Here is a 22823-nt window from a genome sequence, read left to right on the forward strand (position 1 = left end):
ATAATTCTAATTGGAACCTCAAACGATCTGAAGTTATAAATGCGATGAGTGCTTCAAGAGATTAGTTGTAATACAGAATAGCTGATTTATAAACTTTGTAATACTTGTTGTGTTAGTATGTAATACAAGCTATATATTTGAATAAATAAATTATAAATCAGAGTACACTATACCGTACACGATTTTGTTAAGCGGAAGCTATTTAGGAAGCTTTATTCGGTTATTTGTTAAACTCATAACCCGAAGGTCACTGGTTCGAGTCCAGTTCCCGCTACTAAGTAAAAAGCTTCACAGCAATGTGAAGCTTTTTTTATGCATTGTATTTTATGAGATGAATAGAGTTTAAGTATCTCATATCGTTGCTATTCTATAAAAACATTAGTATTATCACGGTTGAATACAAAATATTTATTGCAAATAATATTAAATAACCACTTATTAGATTATCTTCTCGGCAAAAGAAACTAAATCCACATTATGAGAATTGTAGTGCTATCACAAAATCCAAATTTATATTCAACAAAGCGTCTTATCGAAGCGGGGGAGAAAAAAGGTCACGAGATGATCATTATCGACCATACTAAGTGTAACCTCGTTATTGAAAAGAAAAACCCAACTATTGTCTATAAGGGTAAGGAAATAAAGGATATTGATGGGGTAATCCCGAGAATAGGGGCTTCTGTAACATTTTTTGGTACAGCAGTAGTGAGACAATTTGAGATGATGAAGGTCTTCTCTGCAACAGAATCGCAAGCATTAGTAAGATCACGTGATAAATTAAGAAGTTTACAGATTTTATCAAGAGCCGGTTTAGGACTTCCTAAAACAGTTTTTACTAACTACTCTAAGGATGTTGGTCAGGTTGTAGATGGAGTAGGAGGAGCGCCACTTGTAATTAAATTACTTGAAGGAACGCAAGGCCTAGGTGTAGTACTAGCAGATAATAAGAACTCTGCAGAGTCTATACTAGAAGCTTTTAATGGATTACAAGCAAGAGTAATTGCTCAAGAATTTATTAAAGAAGCTGGAGGAGCAGATATACGTGTGTTTATTGTAGATGGAGTAGTAGTGGGAGCTATGAAAAGACAAGGTAAAGAAGGAGAGTTTAGATCTAACTTACACAGAGGAGGAAGTGCAAACGTAATCGAACTCACAGACGAAGAGGAAAATGCAGCACTTAAAGCCGCAAAAGCAATGGGATTAGGAATTGCAGGAGTAGATCTCTTACAATCTGCTCGTGGTCCATTAATACTAGAAGTAAACTCGTCTCCAGGTCTCGAAGGGATTGAGACTGCAACAGGAAAAAATATTGCCAACTATATTATCAAGTACGTAGAGAGAAATGCCTAATGATATTGAAATACTAGGGAACGCTGTTTCTTTAGGAAAAGGATTGCAAGTAAACCTAGATATTGCAAAGCTTCACACTAGAACAAAGATTGAAGTGCCCATCATTATTGAGCGAGCACCAAAGCCCGGTCCATGTATTCTTATTACTGGAGGTATTCACGGTGATGAGGTCAATGGAGTAGAGATTGTAAGGCAGATTGTTTCAAAAAAATATAATAAGCCAACGCACGGGACGATTATATGTATCCCTGTGGTAAATGTTTTTGGGTTTCTTAATCAGACGCGAGAGTTTCCAGATGGTAGAGATCTCAATAGAGTGTTCCCAGGAAGTATAAGGGGATCGCTAGCCAGCAGGTATGCTTATAATTTAATGACAGAGATTATACCACACGTTGATTACTGTATGGATTTTCATACAGGTGGTAGAGAGCGATTTAATGCTCCACAGATAAGGATTAATGAGGATGATGAAACGCTAGAGCTTGCAAAAGCCTTTGGCGCACCATTTATACTTAAATCACAAAATAGAGAGAAATCCTTTAGAGATTCTTGTGTAAAAAAGGGGAAGAAAGTCTTGCTTTTTGAAGGTGGAAAATCCCTTGCTATCAATAGTGATATTACAGATGCTGGTGTGGCAGGCGCATTAAAAGTAATGCAGCACCTTGGTGTGCGCGACTTTACAAAAGAGCTTGCAGATGATTATAGCTGGAGATTAGAGACAGAGTCTATTATTATCGAGAAGTCATTTTGGATTAGAGCGCGATATTCTGGAATGTATAGGCCTCATGTAAAGGCTGGAACTTTTGTAGAAAAAGGAGATGTAATTGCGAGTGTTTCTGGACCTTTTGGTGATTTTGAAAAAAATATAAAGGCACCTAATTCAGGATATATTATCTGTATTAATCATGCTCCTATCGTAAATCAAGGAGACGCTATTGTACATATTACAAAATAATAATTCTTTTTAAGTAATTACGCTTTCGCGAAAGCGTAACAACAACACTCAATATAGATAAAGGATAAACAGCCTCTAGTGAGGTAGTTTATCCTTTATTAATCCATATACGAATGTACCCAACAGCGAGGCAGCAATAACTACAAGAATAGGAATGTAACCTGCTCCTATTAAGGTAAACATAGGTCCTGGACAAGCTCCTGCTAGTGCCCAGCCTAAACCAAATAAAACGCCACCTATCATGTAACGACTAAAACTTTTTGCCTTAGGGTGAAAATGAATTTTCTCACCATAAAATGATTTGATGTTGAGACGTTTAATAAGTTGTACTACTACAATGCCTATCACTAGCGCAGATCCTATAATTCCATACATGTGAAATGACTCAAACTTGAACATTTCATAAATACGAAACCACGAAGCAGCTTCAGATTTAAACATAGTTATTCCGAAAAGAATACCGATTAACAAATATATAAGTGTTCTCATTTTTTAAAATATAAAGGGGAATAGCACGTGAATCATAAACAGGCCGCCTATAAAAAACCCTATAACGGCGATGAGTGATGGTAGTTGTAAATTACTTAAACCAGAGATGGCGTGACCGGAAGTACATCCACCCGCATATCTAGCACCGAAGCCCACTAAAAATCCACCTATAGTTAATAAGGCCAAGTTTTTAAAACTAAGTAATGCGCTTGTGTCAAATAGCTCTGTAGGTAAATAGGCTTTTCCCGCACTATTAAAGCCAAGATTGTTGAGGTCTGTTATTGTGTCTTGATTGATAGCTACTGCAATGTCTGTAGATAGCCATTGAGATCCTATATAACCGCCTATAATCGCACCTAGAACCACAGTGAGATTCCATCGTTGATGTTTCCAGTCAAATTTGAAGAAATCTGCTTTGTTTCCTGCGCCGCAGATGGTGCACATTGTTCTTAAGTTAGAAGACATTCCAAAATTCTTACCTACCATAATAAGTAAAAACATGATGAAAGCAATGATGGGTCCTGATACATACCAAGGCCAGGGGGAGAAAATCCAATCCATGTTATTATTTTATGCAAATATCAACTTTTAAAGCAAGCTTATTTGTAACCTAGGTTACTCAAATAGATGATTGTAATAAAGAAAGCACACTAGGATATCTAGTGTGCTTTTAATGTGACGATTATACTTTTTCAAAACGCTCGTTTAATAACTGTGGTCATCAAGTTTTACTTTACCTGCAAAGGTTTTATACACAAAGAAAGTATATCCTAAAACGAGCGGAGTTCCTATAGCAACCATTGTCAAGCTTATGCCTAATGACTTATCTGAAGATGCGGCATTGTAAATCGTAATACTATTTGCCGGATCAATTGTTGAGTATAGAAGCGTAGGGTATAACTCTATAGCTACAAGCACCATCATTAAAGAAATGGTAAGTGCAGAGAAGAAAAAGGCTATCTTAAAACGCTTTTTGTGAGCCAGTCTCGGGATGTTTGCGATACTTAAAAACGTAAGTATTGGTATGATAAATAAAGCTGGAGTTTCCTTAAAATCATCAGAAAGATGAGGTATGTAAATAAGCGTGTATAAAGATGTGATTAGAAAGAACACTATAAAAAGAATAATAGCCTTTTTAAGAAGTCCTTCTAGTTTATCAAAAAGCTTTCCTTCTGTTTTGAGTAGTAAATAGATAGCTCCGTGGGTCATAAATAAGAATAGTGTAGTAAATCCTGTAATGATTGCGTACGGATTTAAAAAGCCAAGAAATGGACTTCCGTCATACTCTAGATCTGGACCTATAGGAATTCCCTGTAGTACGTTGCCCATTACGACACCTAGTAAAAACGCTAGCATGATACTACTCACACTGTAGCATATATCCCACATTTTGCGCCACCATAGCCATTCTTCTTTACTTCTAAATTCTATAGCAATTGCTCTAAAAATGATAAACATTAAAAAGAGCATAAAAGGGATATACAAGCCAGAAAAGAAAGTGGCATACATTACTGGGAATCCAGCAAAGAGAGCACCTCCACCTATTACTAGCCATACTTCGTTTCCGTCCCATACAGGTCCTACCGCATTGAGAGCAACACGTCTACTTAATTCCTTTCTAAAAAATAAATGCCAGGCACCAGCCCCAAAATCAAAACCATCTAGTATGGCATATCCAGAAAAAACACCTCCTACAACGAGAAACCAAAGTGTAGGGTAATCTATACCTAATAAAGTTTCCATAGTTATGAATTTAAAGTGTTTGCTACCTGTTCTGTAATTTCCTTAGTAAAGGTTCTTTCTTCCATATCATTATCATCTTCGTTATAAGGGCCGTGTTTAATTTTCTTAGTTAATAAGTAAAGAAATAAGAAAAGTAATAAAGCATAAACTACAAAGAATAGTACGAGTGAGAATACAATCTGATTTGCAGTAACAGCTTGTGAGAAGGCCTCAGAAGTTCTCAAATGACCGTATACTACCCAAGGCTGTCTTCCCATCTCTGCTGCAAACCAGCCTACTTGATTCCCTATCTGCGCAAGTATTACAGATGGCACAAATATCTTGAGCAACCATTTTGTTTCAAACAGCGTACCTCGCCACCATAAGAAACAAGCAAAAAGCGTAAGCCCAATGAAGAACATACCGATTGCAATCATAATATGATAAAACTGGAAGACCGCATTTACTTGTCCAGGTCTGTCTTCTTCTGGAAAGGCATTAAGACCAGTTACTGGAGCGTCAAAATCTTGATGCAGTAAGAAAGATAATCCTCCTGGTAATTTAATCCCTGTGACTTCTTGTGTCTCATTATCAACCCAGCCAAAAAGATATAAATCTGCTGGGCCACTTGCATCATAATGTCCTTCTAGCGCAGCTAGTTTTGCTGGCTGATTAACAGCAACGCCCTCTGCCGAACTGTGACCAGTGACTAATTGCATTAAAGAAAAGATAGTGGCAACTCCTAGCGCAATTTTAAATGCCATTTTAGAAATCACAACATAACGACCTTTAATAAGGTAATATGCATGTACACTAAGTACTAAGAATGCTCCAGCGAGAAATGCTGCAAACCACGTATGCGTAAGTCTATCTACACTAGAAGGATTAAAAACCATTGCCCAGAAATCTGTAATCTCTGCACGGGCATTCATTCCTTCTCCTACAATATGATAACCAGCAGGCGTTTGCTGCCAGCTATTTGCTACCACAATCCAAACGGCAGAAAACATAGATCCTAAAAATACACCTATGGTTGCAACAAGGTGTACCCAAGGTTTTACACGGTTCCATCCAAAGAGTAAGATACCTAGAAATCCGCTTTCTAGAGCAAAGGCAAAAATACCTTCGGCGGCTAGCGCACTGCCGAATATGTCACCTACATAGCGAGAATATGTTGCCCAGTTTGTCCCAAACTCAAACTCCATTACGATTCCCGTAACCACTCCTATCCCAAAGGTGAGTGCAAAAATCTTAGTCCAAAACTTGGCAAGGATGTGATATTGTTCATTTTTTGTGCGTATCCACAAGCTTTCCATAATTACCATAATAAGACCTAGGCCTATACTTAATGGTGGGTAGATGTAGTGAAAGGAGATGGTAAAAGCAAACTGGATTCTAGCAAGAATTTCGGTATCCATAGTTATGAAGATTTTGTAAACAAAAATAAAAATTAAACATTTTTGGTTGGGTAACAATGGTTACACAAGTGTAGTTTTAATTTATTTTTCTTGTGTAACCTAGGTAGCTTATAGAAGGTAGATTTCTCAATATTTTTGACTAGTTAACTTTTTTAATTACGCTTTCGCGAAAGCGTACCTATCATCTATAAGTTTATTTAGTGAAGCTGTTTGCCATGTCCATACTATCATTGTTACTCTTGAGCAATAGCTTAAGAGTATCTGCTGTTTATGGATGGTACACTCTGGATATAGAAAGTTTTGTAGCACAATTATGTGAGAACACAGATAAGCCAGAACTAAAGTGTGATGGTAAATGCTTTCTAACTAAAGTAGCAGCCAATACATCATCTCAAGATGAACAAAAGACTCCAATTCTAGAGTGGGATCAATTGGTTTTTTGTCAGCTTGAGGTGAGCTTCCAAGAAGTAGCATTTGTGCCAGCCACAAAAGGTAATAATCATCACTACACGGCTTTGTATAGTGATATGTTTTCTTACGCAATTTTCCATCCTCCAAAGGTGTGTCCTTTTTTTATTTAAAAAAGGAGAGGAAATAGATGTATGCTATTTCCTCCATATCACTGTGATGTAATTTGGAATAAAGAAACAATGAATATAAAAAGAACTGCGCTTCTGTGCGCACTTATACCTGTATCAATGATAGCTCAAGAAACAGGGGAAAAACAAGACACAATAACTTCAAAATCTATTCAATTAAATACAGTACTTGTCACTGGACAAGGAAATACAGACCCAGTACTAACTACAGTTAAAACAGATCTTCTTAAGAAAGTAGTGCAACCCAAAAATGTAGCCGACTTATTTAATGATTTCAACGGGTTTTCATTAATTAAACGAGGTAACTATGCCATAGATCCGTCATTTAGAGCTATTCAGTATGAACAGCTTAATATTCAATTTGATGGCGGTACAAAAGCAGTACACGCTTGCCCTAACAGAATGGATCCTATTACTACTCATGTGGTACCTGAAGAGATAGAACGTATTGAGGTAATAAAAGGGCCTTATACCGTGAGGTATGGAGCAACCTTTGGCGGAGTGATTAATTTAGTCACTCAGAAACCTCAATCTATGGACAACGGCTTGCATGGTCGTGTAAATACTGGATATGAATCTAATGGCAATTCTCTCGTATCTTCTTTATCGCTAAATCAAGTAACTGAGAAATATGATATCACTGCAAATGCTGGTTATCGTGATTTTGGTAATTATGAAGATGGGGATGGTGTTGAGATTCCTTCGTCCTTTAGAAGTTTAGATTATGGTTTGAGGTTAGGGTATAATATAAACGATAACCAAAGAATTCAAGCGCACTGGAGACAATCATTTGGCAGAGATGTATTACACGCTGGATTACCTATGGATACAGAAGAGGATAATAGTTCAATTTTATCCATAGACTATAAGAAGACTAAGAAGAATGGTTTTATAAAAGAGCTTAATGCAAAAGTATATTACTCTTATGTAGATCATATCATGTCTAACGAAAACAGACCTTCGTTCATGACTACAGAGGCGCTGTCTGCTATAGATGCTACTACGGCAGGAGGGAAACTAGAGTTAAAAATGAAACCAACAGATAATTGGATTCTCTATGGAGGTCTTGATGCCATGCTTATTGCAAGAGATGGTGGTAGGACGAGAGTTGTAAAACGTAATATGATGGGTATGGAGCTTGCAGAACCTTTGGTTTTTCAGGATAAAGTATGGCAAGACTCTTATGTAAATGACTTTGGGTTATTTGTAGAAAATAAATATGCATTGTCAGATAAGACAATGCTTACTGCAGGAGTGAGATATGATCTTGTGGTCTCAGACATCCAAGATCCAGAAGCAGATTTCCAGTCGCTATATACTAACTTAGAGCAGCGAGAGGAACATAATATCTCAGCAACGGTCTCTATCAAGCATAAAGTGTCAGATAATGTAACTTTAGAAGCAGCTTATGGGCGTGGCGTACGATCTGCAAATATGATAGAGCGTTATATAAATCACTTTTCTGTAGGACAAGATCCTTTTGAATATGTCGGAAATCCTTTTCTAGAAGCTGAGGTGAATAACCAGTTTGAAATAGGAATAAAAGGGAAGCAGTTCTTTACTACTGGAATTGATGCAATTAGATACGGCTTATCTGGATACTATTCATTTTATGAAAACTATATTGTACAAGTAGTAGACCCGGAGCTGGACCGTAAATTTATGCCTATGACACAACCACAAGAAGTAAAACGATTTGTAAATCTTGATAACGCTTACAAAACAGGTTTTGAAGCCGATGTAGCAATCGATTTTGCTCTTTATTTCAATGTTAATACAAGTCTCTCTTATGTTTATACTAAAAATGAAGATCTAGATGAGTCGCTGCCATTAACACCTCCTTTGATTACAAGACTAGGAGTAGCTTTTGAAAAAGATAGATACTGGGCTAGTGTAGATTATACAGTGACATCAAAACAAGATGAGATAGCGTCAAGCTTTAGAGAGCAAGAAACTGCAGGTTATGAAACCTTAGACGTGCGTTTTGGTATGGAAGTTATTAAAGACTTTAATGTAGGTCTAGCAGTCTTAAATGCATTTGATGAGACTTATAATAATCACCTCAACTTCTCTTTTGTAAATCAGGCAGATTTTACAAGAGTACCTATAAACGACCCAGGTAGAAATTTCTCTGTATTTGTACAGTATGGATTTTAGATGGTAGCTATAGAAAAAGCCCTTTTGAGAAAATCAAAAGGGCTTTACTTTTTATTGATTAGATATACTAGTTACGATATGCAGAGAGCATCCACACTAGCTTTTCTTGTTGTGTAATGTAATCACTCATTAAAGCAACAGTACCTTCATCACCACCGTCTCCAGCAGTTGTAAGTATTGTTCTTTCCTTTTGTAACAACACCTTTAAAGATTCAAGGATGTTATCTATTGCCTCTTCGCCATCAGTTACATTTTTGGCAGCTTCAATGTCTGAGCTGTTTAAGTAGTCCTTAAATGAATGAGTAGGAGTAGCACTTAAAGTAAGTACACGCTCTGCGATTTCATCTACTTTGATGAGTGCATTATTATATAACTCTTCAAATTTTACATGTAGTTCAAAAAATTTCTTTCCCGTAATATTCCAGTGAAAACCTCTTAGGTTCATATAAAAGATCTGGTAGTTAGAAAGTAAGTCGTTAAGTTGGGTTGCTGTGGTTTGAGATGTTGAAATGTCTAAACCTATGTTGTTTGTATTGCTCATAATTGATTATTTAAAATTATTAATATTCTCACTGAGGTCAAAAATAGTTGCTCCGGTTAATTCTCTTTCTAGAATACTACTTCCTGCAGCACTTCTATATCCACCAGCACAATGTACTACAATAGGTTTGTCCTTAGAGATGTTACTTGCTGTTTCTCTCAATTCATTAAGTGGATGTGACAGTGCGTTCTTAAAGAATTGCTCTTCTTGAACTTCGCTCACATTACGGATGTCTATAATGGTATAGTTGTCGGGATTGTTTTTGAAATCTTGCACATCTAAATCTGCTGATTTAACTAGACCTTCAGTTCCCAGTGTTATTATTTCTTTTAGCTGCTTTTCGTAGCCTATTTTGGCAACTCTGTTCAGCATATAGTTTTTATCTTCTTCAGAAGTTATAACTAGTGTAAACTCTTCTTCAGGTTGTACGATTGCACCTAGCCAAGTTTCAAACTTTGCATTATCAGAAACTGCCTGTATGTTTATACTTCCTGCAAGATGGCCTTCTTTAAATATGGCTTCATCTCTCATATCTACAATTAAGCCAGTCGCTGCGACATCCTTCTTAAAAGGAACTCGTTCTATAGCAGGCTCTAAGCTTTCTGCGCCAGTTTTATTGATGGCAACATTAAACCCAAAATAAGATGGTATAAATGGCTGTCCGTCAAGGATGGTATCCATAAATTCTTTTTTGGATTGTGCTTTAAACGCCCAGTTACCCATACGTTCATTACCTAGCGTGCTGCTATTTGCATCACTCAGATTTTTACCACATAAAGATCCTGCTCCATGTGCTGGATATACTACAGCGTTATCAGGTAGATCTGTAAACTTAGTAGTTATAGTCTGGTACATCATTTCTGCGAGTTTCTCACGCTTAGCTTTCATATTCCCAGCTTTTTCACGTAAGTCAGGACGGCCTACATCTCCTATAAAAATGGTGTCTCCTGTAAATAAGATAGTATCACTACCTTGACTTGCAACAATAGTAATGCTATCTGGTGAGTGGCCTGGAGTATTTATAGCTTTTAGTGTTGCTTTTCCTATTGTAATGCTATCACCTTCATCAAATGCTGTATGTGGATAATCTGCTCCTAGCTTTGCACTATTGTAAATTGTTGCTCCAGTTTCCTTTTGAATTTGCAAGTGCGAACTCACAAAATCTGCATGTGGATGTGTTTCTATGATAGCTACGATCTTTGCATTATTCGCTTTCGCGAAAGCGTAATACTCCTTAGGGTCACGCTCTGGATCTATAATGGCTATCTCTCCATTACTCACTAATGCGTATGAGTAATGTGCTAATGGTTTATATTCAAATTGTTGTACTTTCATAATCTTAGGTTTAAGAAAACAAAAGGGCTTAAGTGAATGCTCTTAAGCCCTTTTTTATAACTTTTAGATACTCTTTTTTGCGAGATACCAAGTAACTTTTTCTACAGAATCATCTGCAAGTCTCTCGTTTAATGCGTCTAGTGTTTTAGGTGGAGAGCAAATCACTTGATCACCTCTTTTCCAGTCTAGCGGCATAGATACCTTATGCTTATCTGACATTTGCAGTGCATCTAGCGCTCTTAGAATTTCATCCATATTACGACCAACATTAAGCGGGTAATACATAATAAGACGAATTTTTTTGGCAGGATCGATAAAGAAAACAGCTCTTACTGCTGCAGTCTCACTCTCGTTAGGCTGTAACATCCCGTATAGCTTTGATACCTTCATATCAATATCTGCGATGATAGGAAAATCAAAGTAAATACCTGTGTTTTCTCTTACATTTTGAACCCATCCTAAGTGAGCGTGTATACTGTCTATACTAAGACCTAGTAGTTCTGTATTTAAGGCGTCAAATTCTGGTTTTCTAATAGCGAAACCACTCATTTCTGTGGTACACACTGGAGTGAAATCTGCAGGGTGAGAGAACATCACTGTCCACTTATCTTTTGCAAACTCAGACATTTTTATAGTTCCCTTAGTCGTAACTGCCTCAAAATCTGGTGCTGTATCACCTATTCTAGGCATTGAGATTACTTGTTCTGGCAATAGGTTTTCTTTATCCATAATAGTATATGTTTATCGTTATGTTTTACAATATAAAGATACGTTATAGATGTAGGTGGCTTAGTAACCTATGTTACATACTTAGTTTTTTTAAAATAACTTTAACAAATGAGGGTAACTACGCTTTCGCGAAAGCGTAATTACCCTCATTATTATTTATCCTATATTACGAAGTAAGCAATCACTATTCAAATAACTCTGACGAAAGGTATCTATCTCCGCGATCACAAATGATGCTTACTATAATTCCGCTTTCTAGTTCGCTAGCTAGTTTTAGAGCCGCCGTAGTTGCGCCACCGCTACTCATACCTGCTAGTATTCCTTCTTCTTGTGCTAGCCTTCTAGCCATGGCAATAGACTCATCACGACTTACTTCGATGGTTCTATCTACTTTTGATGCATTAAAGATTTTTGGTAAATATTCTTGTGGCCATTTACGTATGCCCGGAATGCTAGATCCATCTGTAGGTTGTACTCCTACAATCTGGATATCGCTGTTTTGTTCTTTTAAAAATGTTGAGGTTCCCATGATGGTACCTGTGGTTCCCATAGAAGATACAAAGTGCGTTACCTCACCTTGAGTATCTCTCCATATTTCTGGACCTGTGGTTTTGTAGTGAGCCTGCCAGTTATGATCATTTGAAAACTGGTTAAAAGAGAAGTACCCTTCATTTTCAACCTTATCAATAGCATAATCTCTAGCGCCTTCTATCCCGTCAGGGTGAAGTGTAACTTTTGCTCCGTAAGCTCTCATGGTTTGCACACGTTCCTTAGTTGCCTTTGAAGGCATTACGAGTTCTATTTCTAGCCCATAAATAGCAGCAATCATGGCAAGTGCTATACCTGTATTACCACTTGTAGCCTCAATAAGCTTTGTGCTTTTATCTATAGCGCCGCTATCTAGCGCGCTTTTAATCATATTATAAGCAGCTCTGTCTTTTACACTACCTCCAGGATTGTCACCTTCTAGTTTAAAATATAAACTCACATTTGGGTTTGTATTTAATGCTATAGACTTGACTATTGGAGTGTTTCCTATTTGATCTAAGAGTGTCTTATTCATTGCTTATTTATTTTTTATTGCGAATTTCTACTTTAGGATTGTGGAGTACTATAGAGTTTTGAGGTACTGTCTTTGTCACCCAAGTATTACCTCCTATGATACTATCTTTTCCTATAACTGTAATTCCACCTAGTATTGTTGCATTTGCATAAATCGTAACATTATCCTCAATGGTAGGGTGTCTTTTTATGCTCTTTAAATCCTTGTTTACCGTAAGTGCACCTAGGGTAACTCCTTGATATAGTTTTACATTATTATGTATTTCGGCAGTCTCTCCTATCACCACTCCGGTTCCGTGATCAATAAAAAAGGATTCTCCTATTTGCGCTCCTGGATGAATATCTATACCCGTAAGCTGGTGTGCATATTCTGTCATTAGTCGTGGTATGAGTGGTAAACCTAACTCATAAAATTCTCTTGCCATTCTATAAATCGCAATAGCAAAAAAACCAGGATAGGCTAGGTACACTTCTTCTAGAGATTGTGCAGCAGGATCATTGCTATAAATAGCCTCTGCATCCTTTTTTAAACTACAAAAGAGCGTAGGTATTACAAGTGTGAAGTCATCCCATTTTTTACACGGACTACCTTTAATCTCTGGACAAGCAAGATCTCTTATGGTAATAAATAAGGCTTCAAGAGTCTCAAGAGTCTTTTCTGTATCTGTTCCATTATCAAACAGTGTGTTAAATAACAACTGTGTAAATCGTTGCGATTCTTGCTTCAATAGAATGGAAACTTTGATTTCCTTTTTCTGTTTATTGATAGATGTAATTAAATCGGTATAATTCATTTTTATATCTCTGTAGGTAATTATAAAACATTAGTTAATGAAAAAGAGACAAAATTGATATTTTGTCTCTTTTTTAACGCGATAGTAGGGGCTTATACGTTGTCTCCTTTCATCATTTTATTCCAGTATAAGTAGGGTAGCATGTATTTTTTAAGCATCCAAAGTCTCCAGTGTTCTTTAGAACTATCTTTTATTAATAGTTGCTTGAGTTTAGGATCTGGTGTAAAGTTGTTATGATAATCAAACTCTGCTAGCACCATCTTGCCATAATCTGTTACTAGTGGGCAAGAAGAGTAGCCTCCATAAGATTGCTTACCTATTGTATTGCTCTGCATGAGTTTAGATAAATTATCAACTACGATAGGTACTTGCTTGCGGATTGCGGCACCAGTTTTTGCAGTAGGCAGTGCGGCTACATCACCTAAGCCAAAGATGTTACTATATCTTTTATGTTGCATACTGTGTATATCTACATCAAGCCAGCCAGCATCATTCACGAGCTTAGAATCTCGTATAAATTGAGGCGCAACAGATGGAGGTGCAGTATGTAGCATGTCATAATGTATTCCGTACTTATCACCTTTCTTAGTCACCTTGACATTCTTGTAATTATATTGGAAAGTCTCGTCTAGATATTTTCCTTCATCATCACCAGACATTACAACACAACCTCCAGCAGAGATGTCTTTAGTGAGCTCGTACCATGCAATCTTATTTTCACTATCTACTTCAACGAGTCTATGATTAAATCGTAAATTAATGTTCTTGCGATCTACAACTTCCATGAGTGTTTTTGCAATTTCCTTAACGCCAAAAATGATGGTTCCTGCAGTAGCAAATACAATATCAGTTTTTGATGCAGTGTCACTTTTTCTCCAGTGATTTTCTGCTAGATACATGATTTTTTGAGGTGCTCCTCCACATTTTATTGGGGTTGCAGGTTGTGTAAATAATGCAACACCACCTTTAAAGTTCTTTATTACATCCCATGTATGTTGAGGATCTGTATAATTACTACACACAACACCTTTATCCATTGCTTGACCTAATCCAGGGACAAGACTCAAATCATAAGCAAGGCCGGGAGCAACTACGAGATAGTCATAAGTGATGTTTCCAGAGCTAGCGGTGTGTACCGTATTATTATCTGCATCAAAAGCAGCTGCTTTATCTTTGATCCACTTTGCTCCCTTAGGAATCACAGCAGACATGGGTTTACCTGTCTTTTTAAAATCATAGGTACCGGCACCTACAAGCGTCCATGCTGGCTGGTAGTAGTGTGTGTCTGCAGGTTCAATGATAGCTACGCTATTCGTTTTTTTGTTTTTAAGAAGTTGGGCGGCAGTCATGATACCTGCGGTACCTCCTCCTATTATTAAAACTTGAAAATGTAAAGCCATAGATGTCATTTTAGTGTTGATGATTTAAAAATAGTCGAATACTTAAGGAATTACTGTAACTCAAGTTACATAGACGTAAAAAAGGTAAACTAGTGTGCTAAAGGAACTTCTATAGAAGAATTTCAAATAGAAGTATACTTGGATTTTTGAGATAAACTTGTATTTCGAAATGCTATAAAATAATATGCAGTGTTACTTTGACACTCTAATTACCCTGCCATTTTGTGGTTGCTCATCTCTATAATTGTTGAGTGGCATTAAGGCTTTTAATTTTTCAACTTGTTCTAAAGATACCGTTATAGGCTCCTTAAAAATAAACCATTCTACACGCTCCGTGCAAGGTGGTGTGGTAAGAGATCCCGTGTAGTTAAAATATGTTTTGTTCTCGGGTAGGTTTAAATTCATATCAAAAGCAGTGTCAACAACCTTGGTTTCTTCTACATTCAAAGGAAGATAACTTTCTAAAAAATCAAAAGGAGAGCTACTTACACCTTCTTTTGCCATTACAGCAAACACAGCATATTCTCCAGCATCACTTATATGCACAAGGTGTAAAACCATAGGGTAACGCACTCCATCTATCAAATGCTCTGCGGGCTCATGAAAGTGAAACTGTTTTAGCTCATACCTTTTGTTATCTAATGTTATATAATCTCCCGCATCAAAATTATATTGAATACTATGTCCATTGTTTACTACATCATGTATGTGTGTGCTATCAGAATAAGTGATGTTTAATGGAGCAAGTGTTTCATCTAGTTGATAATTCACAATATTTATAGGAGATTGATACTTTCCGCCACAGTCAGAATTTACTTCAAGTTCTTTCCAGTGTGAAGGACCTGTCTCGCCATTATAGCTCCAGTGCTTCTCTGTGTGTGCGTTGTTGTTTTGGTTGTTATCAGTATGCGTAGTTGCTTTATTTTGACAACTAGTAACCGCTATAAGTATAGATATTCCGGCGATAAGCAATTTCATCTATTATATTTTATAAGTTAATGTAGTTTCCCAGATTCGGTTATTTCTAAAGATGCTTCCTCTTTTTGCATAGATGTCATGATAGCCAGATCGAATGTGTATATGTTCGCTTGCGCGAAAACCTACTCCTATAAACATCCAGTTCTGATCAAGTTTTTCTGGTCGTAAACCATTGCCAAAGGCTAAAAAAGCCTCATCATATATCACTAAACTTAGAGATTGATTTGATGTAAAAGTTTTTACAGGAACCGTAATCTGAAATTTATAGCGGAATCGATTTCTGTAAGTAGTACCATCTATTAAGAATGTACCACCATCATTCTCTGTTATTTTATCAATAAAGCGCTCCTCAAAACGTAGCCTGTGATCAAATGAGAATTTTGAAAACTTATGCTTTATCGTAAGTTGTTGAAATACATTATTTTCAGTAGCATCAATGGGTGTGCTATAAGAAGCGTAGTTGTAGTTTTTTATATAGCTATACCCAATGGCAATATCTAAATCATTTTCAAACATATAATGCACAAAAGGACGAATCACAATTTGCTCCCAATCTCTTAAGAAGTTAGTGCGTCTTGCGTTAAGCTCTACATTTACCGCCCATTGATCATTGAACTTTTTTACAACATTTATGGTGTTCCAGCTGCTGTAATGTGTTTTGTTTTCATCTTGTGCGTGAGCATTGTATAAAGTGGTAATTGTAAAAACTAGCGTGATAAAAAACCTCATGCTAATTCTCATATGAGATACTCCAAATACCGCGTACTTCATTCACGTTATAACCCACTGCTTTATCTGTAGGGTAAAGATTTTTAATGGAAGAAAGAACAGCAGGTTCAATATCTATTGTAGGAGTGCCATGACATTGTAAACACATAGAATTTGTAGTAATAGGGTAATAAAAGTTTACTTTATCGTCCACTAATTCTGTTACTGGCTCATAATCTTCATCACTTGCTATTACTTTTTTAAAATGTGTTATGATGCTTAGTTCTTTTTGAGAAGCTTGATTTGCTGGATTGCGAGGCTTGTCAGACACTCGTCTTATTGTTGCATTTTGAACCACAGCCATACTATCAGTAATAGGGTAGGCTTTTTTATTGCAGAAAGAGACAGCTTCAAGAGTGCCTTTTTTCTGTATAGTACCCATTAGGTTTTTTCCTAACTCTTGTTTTGTTTGTAGTGCGTAGCGCAAACCTATATCTGCCTTGTTTTCAGTTTGAAAAGAGGCTAAGGTGTCGTCTATTTTACCATCATTTCTATATTGCATCTTGCCTTTGCTCTCTTCCTCTACGTGTTCTTTAAACCATGCTGGCTCATCTATTTTGTAGTCATACATATAATCTGCAATGAGCTCAATTTCCTCTTGAGGGAATGGTTGGTAGGGCATAAGGTCAAAACGCTTTACGGCTCCTCTCATTTTTGATGTTTCCTTAGATGGTTTTTGTACAAAGTTCCAGACTGCTGCTATAAACTCTTCCTTAGTAGTATCATCGTTCATATAATGAGATTTTACTGCAACCATAGGAGGTGCTATCCTTCCTTCGTGACCCGTAGAGGGATTGTGGCAAGCGTAGCACTTTGATTCCATTAACTTCTTTCCTGGGTGGTTTACAGCAGTAGTGATCTTATCTAGTTCTGGTGTCACACCTGACTGGCTCACATATGTAGTCTTTTGTGACTCGTTACAACTAGTAAGAAGTATTAGTGTGAATACAAGGGGCAGGTAAAAAAGCGATGGTTTCATAATGTTATGAGTGTAAATTTGATTTAAGCTGCGTAGTATTTCCTAATTTTTCTTTTCACATATAAGAAACGTATCAGGCCTATTAAAAACACTACGGGGGCTATGATGTTAAGCATAGATCCTATCCACTTTATTTCGGTGAGAATGTCGAGTTTTATAATAGCTAGACCAGAACTCAAAAACACAATAAAAGTTCTAAAGTATGCTAGAAAAGTACGCTCATTTGCAAGTTTTGTTCTGTCTATCGCTAGTTTGTCTGTGAGTGATAGTGATAATTTTTTCATAAGTCATTTCATTTTTCCGGTAGCGCAACTTACAAAAGATTTTGCCTTAGAGAGCACTCCATTTTCATCTTCAATAGATGGGTAGCCTAATGACTTGAGCTTTTCTTTTACACTTAATGCGTCTTCTGTACCTTGAGCAATAAAGGAAACAGTAGCAGTTTCGGTGTTCACTTGTACGGTTGATATATTATCAAGTTCAGATATTTTTGATGTGATTGTTATTGCACAACCACTACATTTTAGGTTCTGTACTATAATTGATGTTTTCATGAGATATGTATTGAGTAAATAATTATCTAAAGAGGCCGCTTGATTTAGTAGCCTTGAGAGGTCTGTGTTATGCTTTTGCGAAAGCGTAATTAATTAAATGTAATAGAATAAACCTGTTTTTAAACAGATGAATAAGCATTACTGCCAAGCCATAAATCCTCCTTTTAAATCAAAAATCTGCTTGAACCCTAAACTATCTAAGGTCTGTGAGGCTTTCTTACTTCTGTTTCCAGATCTACAGTAGATATAAATAGGCTCTTCTTTACTGTAAGAGTTGAAAGCAGAAATAAAATTTTCTTTATCAAAAACATCAATGTTTACAGCTTTCTTTATATGACCGCTATCAAACTCATTCTTAGTTCTAACATCTACTAACTGCACTTTTTTATCTGTGATAGCGGTTTTAAAGTCGGCTGTGCTTAGAACAGTGATATTGCTATTTTGTTGAGGCTTACCTCCAAAGAGAAATGATAATATGGACATAATAAGGATTATTAATTTCATTATTTTTTTATTAAAGATAGTCCTCTAGTTACCCACTGCCAGTAACTTAAGTTACATATCATGTTAAATTAAAAACGAGATTATCATTACTGATAACCTCGTTTTTTACTAACCAATCAATAAGACCATAGTCATCACTCTATGGAATATCTTTGTTTAAGCTGGAATTACGGTTTTACCATTCCAGTCTAGCATTCCACCTACTAGATTAAACGTGTTTTTTATCGCTAGATTATCTAATGCTCGGCATGCTTGACCACTACGATTACCACTTCTACAGTACACGTAGTAATTCTTTGTTTGATCAAGTTTTTTTATTTCTTCTTGAAACTTAGCGCTATTTAGAAAATCAATCATTACTGCATTTTCAATGATACCCTCACTGCATTCTCCAGGAGTTCTAACATCAAGAATTATAGCATTGCTGTCATTCTCAATTGCCGACTCCCAATCTACTTGTGATATATTTTTCATAGTCTTTTAAAGTGTTGAAGGACAAACAAAGGCAGACACCGGAATGCCAGCTTCTTTAATATCTTTAAAGCCGCCTTGTACATCTATTAAGTTATGGATTCCTCTACTTTTTAATATAGATGAGGCTATCATACTTCTATAACCTCCGGCACAATGCACATAAAAAGGTTTGTCTGGAAATTCAGCTAGATGATCATTTAAGAAATCTAGTGGTGTGTTGTTTGCTCCAAGTACATGTTCTGATAGGTACTCACTTTCTTTGCGCACATCAAAAACAGGTTTGTTACCTTTTTCTAATTCGCTTTTAAAACCATCTGCTGTGATAGAACTTACGGTATCGTATTCCATGGCAGCGTCTTTCCAAGCATCAAATCCTCCTTCCAGATATCCTATTGTGTTGTCAAACCCTACACGAGATAACCTAGTGATGGTTTCTTTCTCTCTACCTGGCTCTGTAACTAGCAATAAGGGTTGTTTTACATCTGCAATTAAGGCGCCTACCCATGGAGCGAAACTCCCATCTAGGCCTATAAATATAGATCTAGGGATATGCCCTTTGGCAAATTTATCTTGATGACGCACGTCTAGTACGATAGCTCCTGTCTCATTTGCAACAGCTTCAAAAGCTTCTGGAGATAGTGCATGCGTACCTCTTTTGAGTACGTCTTCAATATCTTCATAACCTTCTTTATTCATTTTGACATTAAGAGGGAAGTACTGAGGTGGAGGTAATAAACCATCTATCACTTCTGCTATAAATTCTTCCTTAGTCATATCTGCACGTAGTGCATAATTCATTTGCTTTTGATTCCCTAGTGTGTCTACTGTTTCTTTCATCATGTTCTTTCCGCAAGCAGATCCAGCTCCGTGAGCAGGGTATACTGTAACGTCATCTGCTAGGGGCATAATTTTATTACGTAAGCTATCATAAAGAAAACCTGCGAGATCTTTTTCTGTGAGTTCGCCCATTTTTTGAGCAAGATCTGGTCTTCCCACGTCGCCTAGAAATAATGTGTCTCCACTAAATATCGCATGATCCTTCCCGTCTTTATCTCTAAGAAGATATGTGGTGCTTTCCATCGTATGACCAGGCGTGTGTAACGCTATAATTGTAATGTCACCTAGAGGAAATTCTTGCCTATCTGTTGCGATAATAGCATCAAAACTTGGGTTTGCATTTGGTCCAAAAACAATAGGAGCACCTGTCGCCTTTGATAAGGTTACGTGACCACTTACAAAGTCTGCATGAAAATGAGTTTCAAAAATATATTTGATTTTTGCATCATCTTGTTTGGCCCTATTTAAATATGGCGTTACCTCTCTTAAAGGGTCAATGATAGCTACTTCACCATTACTTTCAATGTAATAAGCTCCTTGAGCTAGACAACCAGTATATATTTGTTCAACGTTCATAAGTGTATTTTTTTTACGCTTTCGCGAAAGCGGACTCAACTATTAATAACGTAAAATTAGCTAATAGAAGTAGTTGCTACAGTAACATAGGTTACAAAGGAGAAAAATAAATAGAGCCCTTATCCTTAAAAGGGTAAGAGCTCTACAAAGTAATAGCCGGTTAGAGCAAAGTGGTAGGGCATACATACTCAGACCTAGGAACCGTAGTTTCTGTAATTTGAGCAAAACCACCTCGTACATCACTAAAATCTTGCCAGCCACGTTGCTTTAAAATAGAGGCAGCAATCATACTTCTATATCCTCCAGCACAGTGAAGGATGAAAGGTTTGTTTTTTGGAAATTGTGCCAGATGCTGGTTAATCTCATTGAGAGGCACGTTAATAGCCCCTAGTATATGTTCTGATAGGAATTCACTCTTTTTGCGTACGTCAAAAATGAGAGGTTGACCCATTTTATATTCGGCTTCTAGTTGTTGAGGTGAGATACGAGTGACTGTTTCAAAATCTTTACCGCTCTCTTTCCACGAGGAAAAACTATTTTTTAAAAACCCAATCGTAAAATCATAACCCACACGAGAAAGTCTAGTAATTGTTTCTTCTTCTTTACCAGGATCTGTAATTAGCAATATTTCTTGTTTTACATCAGGAATCATTTCTCCTACCCATTGTGCAAAATTACCGTCTAAGCCTATGTTTATACTATTAGGTATAAAACCTTTTGCAAAAACTTCGGCATCGCGAGTGTCAAGCATAAGAGCACCGGTCTCATTTGCTATTATTTCAAAGGCCGCTGGATCAAGTGGCTTAGTTGCCCGATCCATAATAGTATCTAAGCTTTCATATCCTTTAATATTCATCAAGACATTTTGAGGGAAGTATCCAGGAGGTGCCGTAAGTCCAGTAAGTACAGCTTTAATAAACTCATCTTTAGTCATTTCTTGAAGCGCATAATTGAATTTTTTCTGATTCCCTAAGGTGTCTGTAGTTTCCTTACTCATCATTTTACCACACGCAGATCCAGCTCCGTGATTAGGATATACAATAAGATGGTCATCAAGTGGTATTATTTTGTTTCTTAAAGAGTCGTACAAGTGACCAGCGAGTTTTTCTTCTGTGAGGTCAGACACTACATGCTGCGCAAGGTCTGGACGACCTACGTCACCTATAAATAATGTGTCTCCAGTTATAATACCGTGCTCGTTTCCTAGTTGGTCTATGAGAAGATATGTTGTGCTTTCCATGGTATGACCAGGAGTATGGATGACTTTAACTTTATAATTACCTACCTCAAAAATTTGACCATCTGTTGCTGTAATAGCATCATAAGCGGGTTTTGCTTCTGGACCAAAAACAATATCAGCTCCTGTTTTTTTACGTAAATCAAGGTGGCCACTTACAAAGTCTGCATGAAAGTGTGTTTCAAAAACATACTTGATTGTAGCATTATCTATTTGTGCACGTTCTATGTATGGTTGCACCTCTCTTAAAGGGTCAAAGACTGCAGCTTCTCCGTTACTTTCAATATAATATGCTGCATGAGCAATGCATCCTGTATAAATTTGTTCTACTTTCATTTTATGTGGATTTTTAAAATTATAACAACATAAAAGTAAGCAGTCATTTCAAGTGTGTAGGTTACTTAAGTTACATAAACGTAGATAGTTAGTAAACTATGATATTTGTCATATCAAGACAAAGTAGTATCGAGCGTTAAAACAAAAAAGGCTATTTCTAATAATAAGAAATAGCCTTTTTTATGATTTTTATTCTCTTTAATGTTTTACAAAAAACTCCATGTAAAAAATGAATATTGCCATTACAAATATGAAGTAGCCAAAACCTCTTTTCAATTTATCTCCATCTATAAAATTACTGAGGTAACTGCCTATAAAAATCCCTACAAATGATATGCCTGTAAATATGGAAAGAAATAGCCAATCTATATCCATGGTTAATGCATCTCCTAGAAAGAAACCCATCAATGATTTAAAAGCGATAATGATTAAAGAAGTTCCTACCGCAACTTTCATTTCTACATTTGCTAGTATAACAAGAGCGGGAATAATGAGAAAACCTCCCCCAGCGCCTATCATTCCAGTAATACCTCCTACGATGAGGCCTTCTATTAAAATAAGTGGATAATTGTAAGTGACAGTGCCGTCCCCTTTTTGTTTATTATCCTTTCTTTTTTTGAGCATAGAAAAGGCTGCAGGAATCATGAGTACCGCAAAGAGGCCAAACATTGCCATTCTACGTGTAAACTCAAAATCACCTGTGGTAAGTAAAATATCTGGTAATGCAGGTACTACATAATGTCTCACAACGGTAACTCCTACAATAGCGGGTAGTCCAAAAACAATTGCTGTTCTCCAGTCTACATAGCCTTTAAGATGTTGTTTAAAACCACCTACGAGCGCACTTGCTCCTACAATGAATAAAGAATATGCAGTGGCAACTTTTTCATTTACAGAAAATAAGTAAGCTAGTACTGGTACAGCGAGTATAGAACCACCACCACCTATTAAACCTAAAGAAATGCCGATGATCAAGGCACTTATATATCCAAGTATTTCTAGTATCTCCATTATAAACCTCTTTGTATT

General features: G+C 36.7%; 24 protein-coding genes. 4 read left to right on the forward strand and 20 right to left on the reverse strand.

Features of this window, described 5'->3' with window-relative positions; translation table 11 throughout:
* The first annotated feature begins 477 nt into the window (after positions 1-477).
* Positions 478-1350, forward strand: coding sequence for a 30S ribosomal protein S6--L-glutamate ligase (gene rimK, locus KRODI_RS08550; protein ID WP_013751200.1), 873 nt, complete (start codon positions 478-480; stop codon positions 1348-1350).
* Positions 1343-2305: a succinylglutamate desuccinylase/aspartoacylase family protein gene (locus tag KRODI_RS08555; protein WP_013751201.1), complete on the forward strand. Its 963-nt coding sequence runs from the start codon at positions 1343-1345 to the stop codon at positions 2303-2305. The genes rimK and KRODI_RS08555 overlap by 8 nt, the downstream gene beginning before the upstream one ends.
* A 75-nt stretch (positions 2306-2380) precedes the next feature.
* Here the strand turns inward: KRODI_RS08555 and KRODI_RS08560 are convergent, their stop codons facing one another.
* The 4 genes from KRODI_RS08560 to KRODI_RS08575 all read right to left on the reverse strand — a co-directional run bounded on the left by KRODI_RS08560 (position 2381) and on the right by KRODI_RS08575 (position 5934).
* Positions 2381-2794 (reverse strand): YeeE/YedE family protein, encoded by a 414-nt coding sequence (locus KRODI_RS08560; protein ID WP_013751202.1) that lies wholly within the window; start codon positions 2792-2794, stop codon positions 2381-2383.
* Positions 2795-2797: 3 nt separating this feature from the next.
* Positions 2798-3355: a YeeE/YedE family protein gene (locus KRODI_RS08565; RefSeq protein ID WP_013751203.1), complete on the reverse strand. Its 558-nt coding sequence runs from the start codon at positions 3353-3355 to the stop codon at positions 2798-2800.
* Positions 3356-3499: 144 nt separating this feature from the next.
* The gene (gene cydB / locus KRODI_RS08570) at positions 3500-4537 is read right to left on the reverse strand and encodes a cytochrome d ubiquinol oxidase subunit II (protein ID WP_013751204.1); all 1038 of its coding nucleotides are present in this window, start codon (positions 4535-4537) and stop codon (positions 3500-3502) included.
* A gap of 2 nt (positions 4538-4539) precedes the next feature.
* On the reverse strand, positions 4540-5934 hold the full coding sequence (locus tag KRODI_RS08575; RefSeq protein ID WP_013751205.1) for a cytochrome ubiquinol oxidase subunit I: 1395 nt from the start codon (positions 5932-5934) through the stop codon (positions 4540-4542).
* Positions 5935-6149: 215 nt separating this feature from the next.
* Here KRODI_RS08575 and KRODI_RS08580 point away from each other — a divergent pair, with 215 nt between their 5' ends.
* Both KRODI_RS08580 and KRODI_RS08585 read left to right on the forward strand, forming a co-directional pair.
* On the forward strand, positions 6150-6515 hold the full coding sequence (locus KRODI_RS08580; RefSeq protein WP_013751206.1) for a hypothetical protein: 366 nt from the start codon (positions 6150-6152) through the stop codon (positions 6513-6515).
* Between the two features lie 69 nt (positions 6516-6584).
* Positions 6585-8690, forward strand: coding sequence for a TonB-dependent receptor domain-containing protein (locus KRODI_RS08585; RefSeq protein ID WP_148235993.1), 2106 nt, complete (start codon positions 6585-6587; stop codon positions 8688-8690).
* A gap of 67 nt (positions 8691-8757) precedes the next feature.
* Here KRODI_RS08585 and KRODI_RS08590 read toward each other — a convergent pair whose 3' ends face one another.
* The 16 genes from KRODI_RS08590 to KRODI_RS08665 form a co-directional block, all read right to left on the reverse strand.
* Positions 8758-9231: a Dps family protein gene (locus KRODI_RS08590; RefSeq protein ID WP_013751208.1), complete on the reverse strand. Its 474-nt coding sequence runs from the start codon at positions 9229-9231 to the stop codon at positions 8758-8760.
* Between the two features lie 6 nt (positions 9232-9237).
* Positions 9238-10566 (reverse strand): MBL fold metallo-hydrolase, encoded by a 1329-nt coding sequence (locus KRODI_RS08595; RefSeq protein WP_013751209.1) that lies wholly within the window; start codon positions 10564-10566, stop codon positions 9238-9240.
* Between the two features lie 63 nt (positions 10567-10629).
* Positions 10630-11295 carry a peroxiredoxin gene (locus tag KRODI_RS08600; RefSeq protein ID WP_013751210.1) on the reverse strand — a complete coding sequence of 222 codons (666 nt, stop codon included), beginning with the start codon at positions 11293-11295 and terminating at the stop codon, positions 10630-10632.
* A 184-nt stretch (positions 11296-11479) separates the two neighbouring features.
* The gene (cysM, locus tag KRODI_RS08605; protein ID WP_013751211.1) at positions 11480-12358 is read right to left on the reverse strand and encodes a cysteine synthase CysM; all 879 of its coding nucleotides are present in this window, start codon (positions 12356-12358) and stop codon (positions 11480-11482) included.
* A gap of 7 nt (positions 12359-12365) precedes the next feature.
* Positions 12366-13151 carry a serine O-acetyltransferase EpsC gene (gene epsC, locus KRODI_RS08610; RefSeq protein WP_013751212.1) on the reverse strand — a complete coding sequence of 262 codons (786 nt, stop codon included), beginning with the start codon at positions 13149-13151 and terminating at the stop codon, positions 12366-12368.
* 92 nt (positions 13152-13243) lie between these two features.
* The gene (locus KRODI_RS08615; RefSeq protein WP_013751213.1) at positions 13244-14551 is read right to left on the reverse strand and encodes an FAD/NAD(P)-binding oxidoreductase; all 1308 of its coding nucleotides are present in this window, start codon (positions 14549-14551) and stop codon (positions 13244-13246) included.
* A 192-nt stretch (positions 14552-14743) separates the two neighbouring features.
* A complete protein-coding gene (locus tag KRODI_RS08620) occupies positions 14744-15529 on the reverse strand; it encodes a carbonic anhydrase (RefSeq protein WP_013751214.1) in 786 nt (261 codons plus the stop codon).
* A gap of 3 nt (positions 15530-15532) precedes the next feature.
* Positions 15533-16258, reverse strand: coding sequence for a DUF2490 domain-containing protein (locus KRODI_RS08625; RefSeq protein ID WP_148235994.1), 726 nt, complete (start codon positions 16256-16258; stop codon positions 15533-15535).
* Position 16259: 1 nt separating this feature from the next.
* Positions 16260-17192 carry a DUF3365 domain-containing protein gene (locus KRODI_RS08630; protein WP_237699359.1) on the reverse strand — a complete coding sequence of 311 codons (933 nt, stop codon included), beginning with the start codon at positions 17190-17192 and terminating at the stop codon, positions 16260-16262.
* Between the two features lie 107 nt (positions 17193-17299).
* A complete protein-coding gene (locus KRODI_RS08635; protein WP_013751217.1) occupies positions 17300-17560 on the reverse strand; it encodes a DUF202 domain-containing protein in 261 nt (86 codons plus the stop codon).
* A gap of 3 nt (positions 17561-17563) precedes the next feature.
* The gene (locus tag KRODI_RS08640; protein ID WP_013751218.1) at positions 17564-17830 is read right to left on the reverse strand and encodes a heavy-metal-associated domain-containing protein; all 267 of its coding nucleotides are present in this window, start codon (positions 17828-17830) and stop codon (positions 17564-17566) included.
* Positions 17831-17968: 138 nt separating this feature from the next.
* Positions 17969-18334, reverse strand: coding sequence for a rhodanese-like domain-containing protein (locus tag KRODI_RS08645; RefSeq protein WP_237699360.1), 366 nt, complete (start codon positions 18332-18334; stop codon positions 17969-17971).
* A 156-nt stretch (positions 18335-18490) separates the two neighbouring features.
* A complete protein-coding gene (locus tag KRODI_RS08650) occupies positions 18491-18808 on the reverse strand; it encodes a rhodanese-like domain-containing protein (protein ID WP_013751220.1) in 318 nt (105 codons plus the stop codon).
* Between the two features lie 6 nt (positions 18809-18814).
* Positions 18815-20221 carry an MBL fold metallo-hydrolase gene (locus KRODI_RS08655; RefSeq protein WP_013751221.1) on the reverse strand — a complete coding sequence of 469 codons (1407 nt, stop codon included), beginning with the start codon at positions 20219-20221 and terminating at the stop codon, positions 18815-18817.
* Between the two features lie 160 nt (positions 20222-20381).
* Positions 20382-21794 (reverse strand): MBL fold metallo-hydrolase, encoded by a 1413-nt coding sequence (locus tag KRODI_RS08660; protein ID WP_013751222.1) that lies wholly within the window; start codon positions 21792-21794, stop codon positions 20382-20384.
* 198 nt (positions 21795-21992) lie between these two features.
* Entirely contained in the window at positions 21993-22805 is an 813-nt protein-coding gene (locus KRODI_RS08665; protein WP_013751223.1) for a sulfite exporter TauE/SafE family protein, read from the reverse strand.
* Positions 22806-22823 lie beyond the last annotated feature (18 nt).

The organism is Dokdonia sp. 4H-3-7-5 (genome assembly GCF_000212355.1).
Classification (GTDB): Bacteria; Bacteroidota; Bacteroidia; order Flavobacteriales; family Flavobacteriaceae; genus Dokdonia.

Excerpts from the sequence above, each read along its gene's own strand:
- KRODI_RS08590 (WP_013751208.1), bottom strand. The coding sequence starts at position 9,231 with ATGAGCAATACAAACAACATAGGTTTAGACATTTCAACATCTCAAACC.
- KRODI_RS08625 (WP_148235994.1), bottom strand. The coding sequence starts at position 16,258 with ATGAGGTTTTTTATCACGCTAGTTTTTACAATTACCACTTTATACAAT.
- KRODI_RS08580 (WP_013751206.1), top strand. The coding sequence starts at position 6,150 with ATGTCCATACTATCATTGTTACTCTTGAGCAATAGCTTAAGAGTATCT.
- KRODI_RS08635 (WP_013751217.1), bottom strand. The coding sequence starts at position 17,560 with ATGAAAAAATTATCACTATCACTCACAGACAAACTAGCGATAGACAGA.
- KRODI_RS08640 (WP_013751218.1), bottom strand. The coding sequence starts at position 17,830 with ATGAAAACATCAATTATAGTACAGAACCTAAAATGTAGTGGTTGTGCA.
- KRODI_RS08615 (WP_013751213.1), bottom strand. The coding sequence starts at position 14,551 with ATGGCTTTACATTTTCAAGTTTTAATAATAGGAGGAGGTACCGCAGGT.
- cydB (WP_013751204.1), bottom strand. The coding sequence starts at position 4,537 with ATGGAAACTTTATTAGGTATAGATTACCCTACACTTTGGTTTCTCGTT.
- KRODI_RS08585 (WP_148235993.1), top strand. The coding sequence starts at position 6,585 with ATGAATATAAAAAGAACTGCGCTTCTGTGCGCACTTATACCTGTATCA.
- KRODI_RS08665 (WP_013751223.1), bottom strand. The coding sequence starts at position 22,805 with ATGGAGATACTAGAAATACTTGGATATATAAGTGCCTTGATCATCGGC.
- KRODI_RS08660 (WP_013751222.1), bottom strand. The coding sequence starts at position 21,794 with ATGAAAGTAGAACAAATTTATACAGGATGCATTGCTCATGCAGCATAT.
- KRODI_RS08650 (WP_013751220.1), bottom strand. The coding sequence starts at position 18,808 with ATGAAAAATATATCACAAGTAGATTGGGAGTCGGCAATTGAGAATGAC.
- KRODI_RS08560 (WP_013751202.1), bottom strand. The coding sequence starts at position 2,794 with ATGAGAACACTTATATATTTGTTAATCGGTATTCTTTTCGGAATAACT.
- KRODI_RS08595 (WP_013751209.1), bottom strand. The coding sequence starts at position 10,566 with ATGAAAGTACAACAATTTGAATATAAACCATTAGCACATTACTCATAC.
- cysM (WP_013751211.1), bottom strand. The coding sequence starts at position 12,358 with ATGAATAAGACACTCTTAGATCAAATAGGAAACACTCCAATAGTCAAG.
- KRODI_RS08600 (WP_013751210.1), bottom strand. The coding sequence starts at position 11,295 with ATGGATAAAGAAAACCTATTGCCAGAACAAGTAATCTCAATGCCTAGA.
- rimK (WP_013751200.1), top strand. The coding sequence starts at position 478 with ATGAGAATTGTAGTGCTATCACAAAATCCAAATTTATATTCAACAAAG.
- KRODI_RS08620 (WP_013751214.1), bottom strand. The coding sequence starts at position 15,529 with ATGAAATTGCTTATCGCCGGAATATCTATACTTATAGCGGTTACTAGT.
- KRODI_RS08645 (WP_237699360.1), bottom strand. The coding sequence starts at position 18,334 with ATGAAATTAATAATCCTTATTATGTCCATATTATCATTTCTCTTTGGA.
- KRODI_RS08565 (WP_013751203.1), bottom strand. The coding sequence starts at position 3,355 with ATGGATTGGATTTTCTCCCCCTGGCCTTGGTATGTATCAGGACCCATC.
- epsC (WP_013751212.1), bottom strand. The coding sequence starts at position 13,151 with ATGAATTATACCGATTTAATTACATCTATCAATAAACAGAAAAAGGAA.
- KRODI_RS08555 (WP_013751201.1), top strand. The coding sequence starts at position 1,343 with ATGCCTAATGATATTGAAATACTAGGGAACGCTGTTTCTTTAGGAAAA.
- KRODI_RS08655 (WP_013751221.1), bottom strand. The coding sequence starts at position 20,221 with ATGAACGTTGAACAAATATATACTGGTTGTCTAGCTCAAGGAGCTTAT.
- KRODI_RS08575 (WP_013751205.1), bottom strand. The coding sequence starts at position 5,934 with ATGGATACCGAAATTCTTGCTAGAATCCAGTTTGCTTTTACCATCTCC.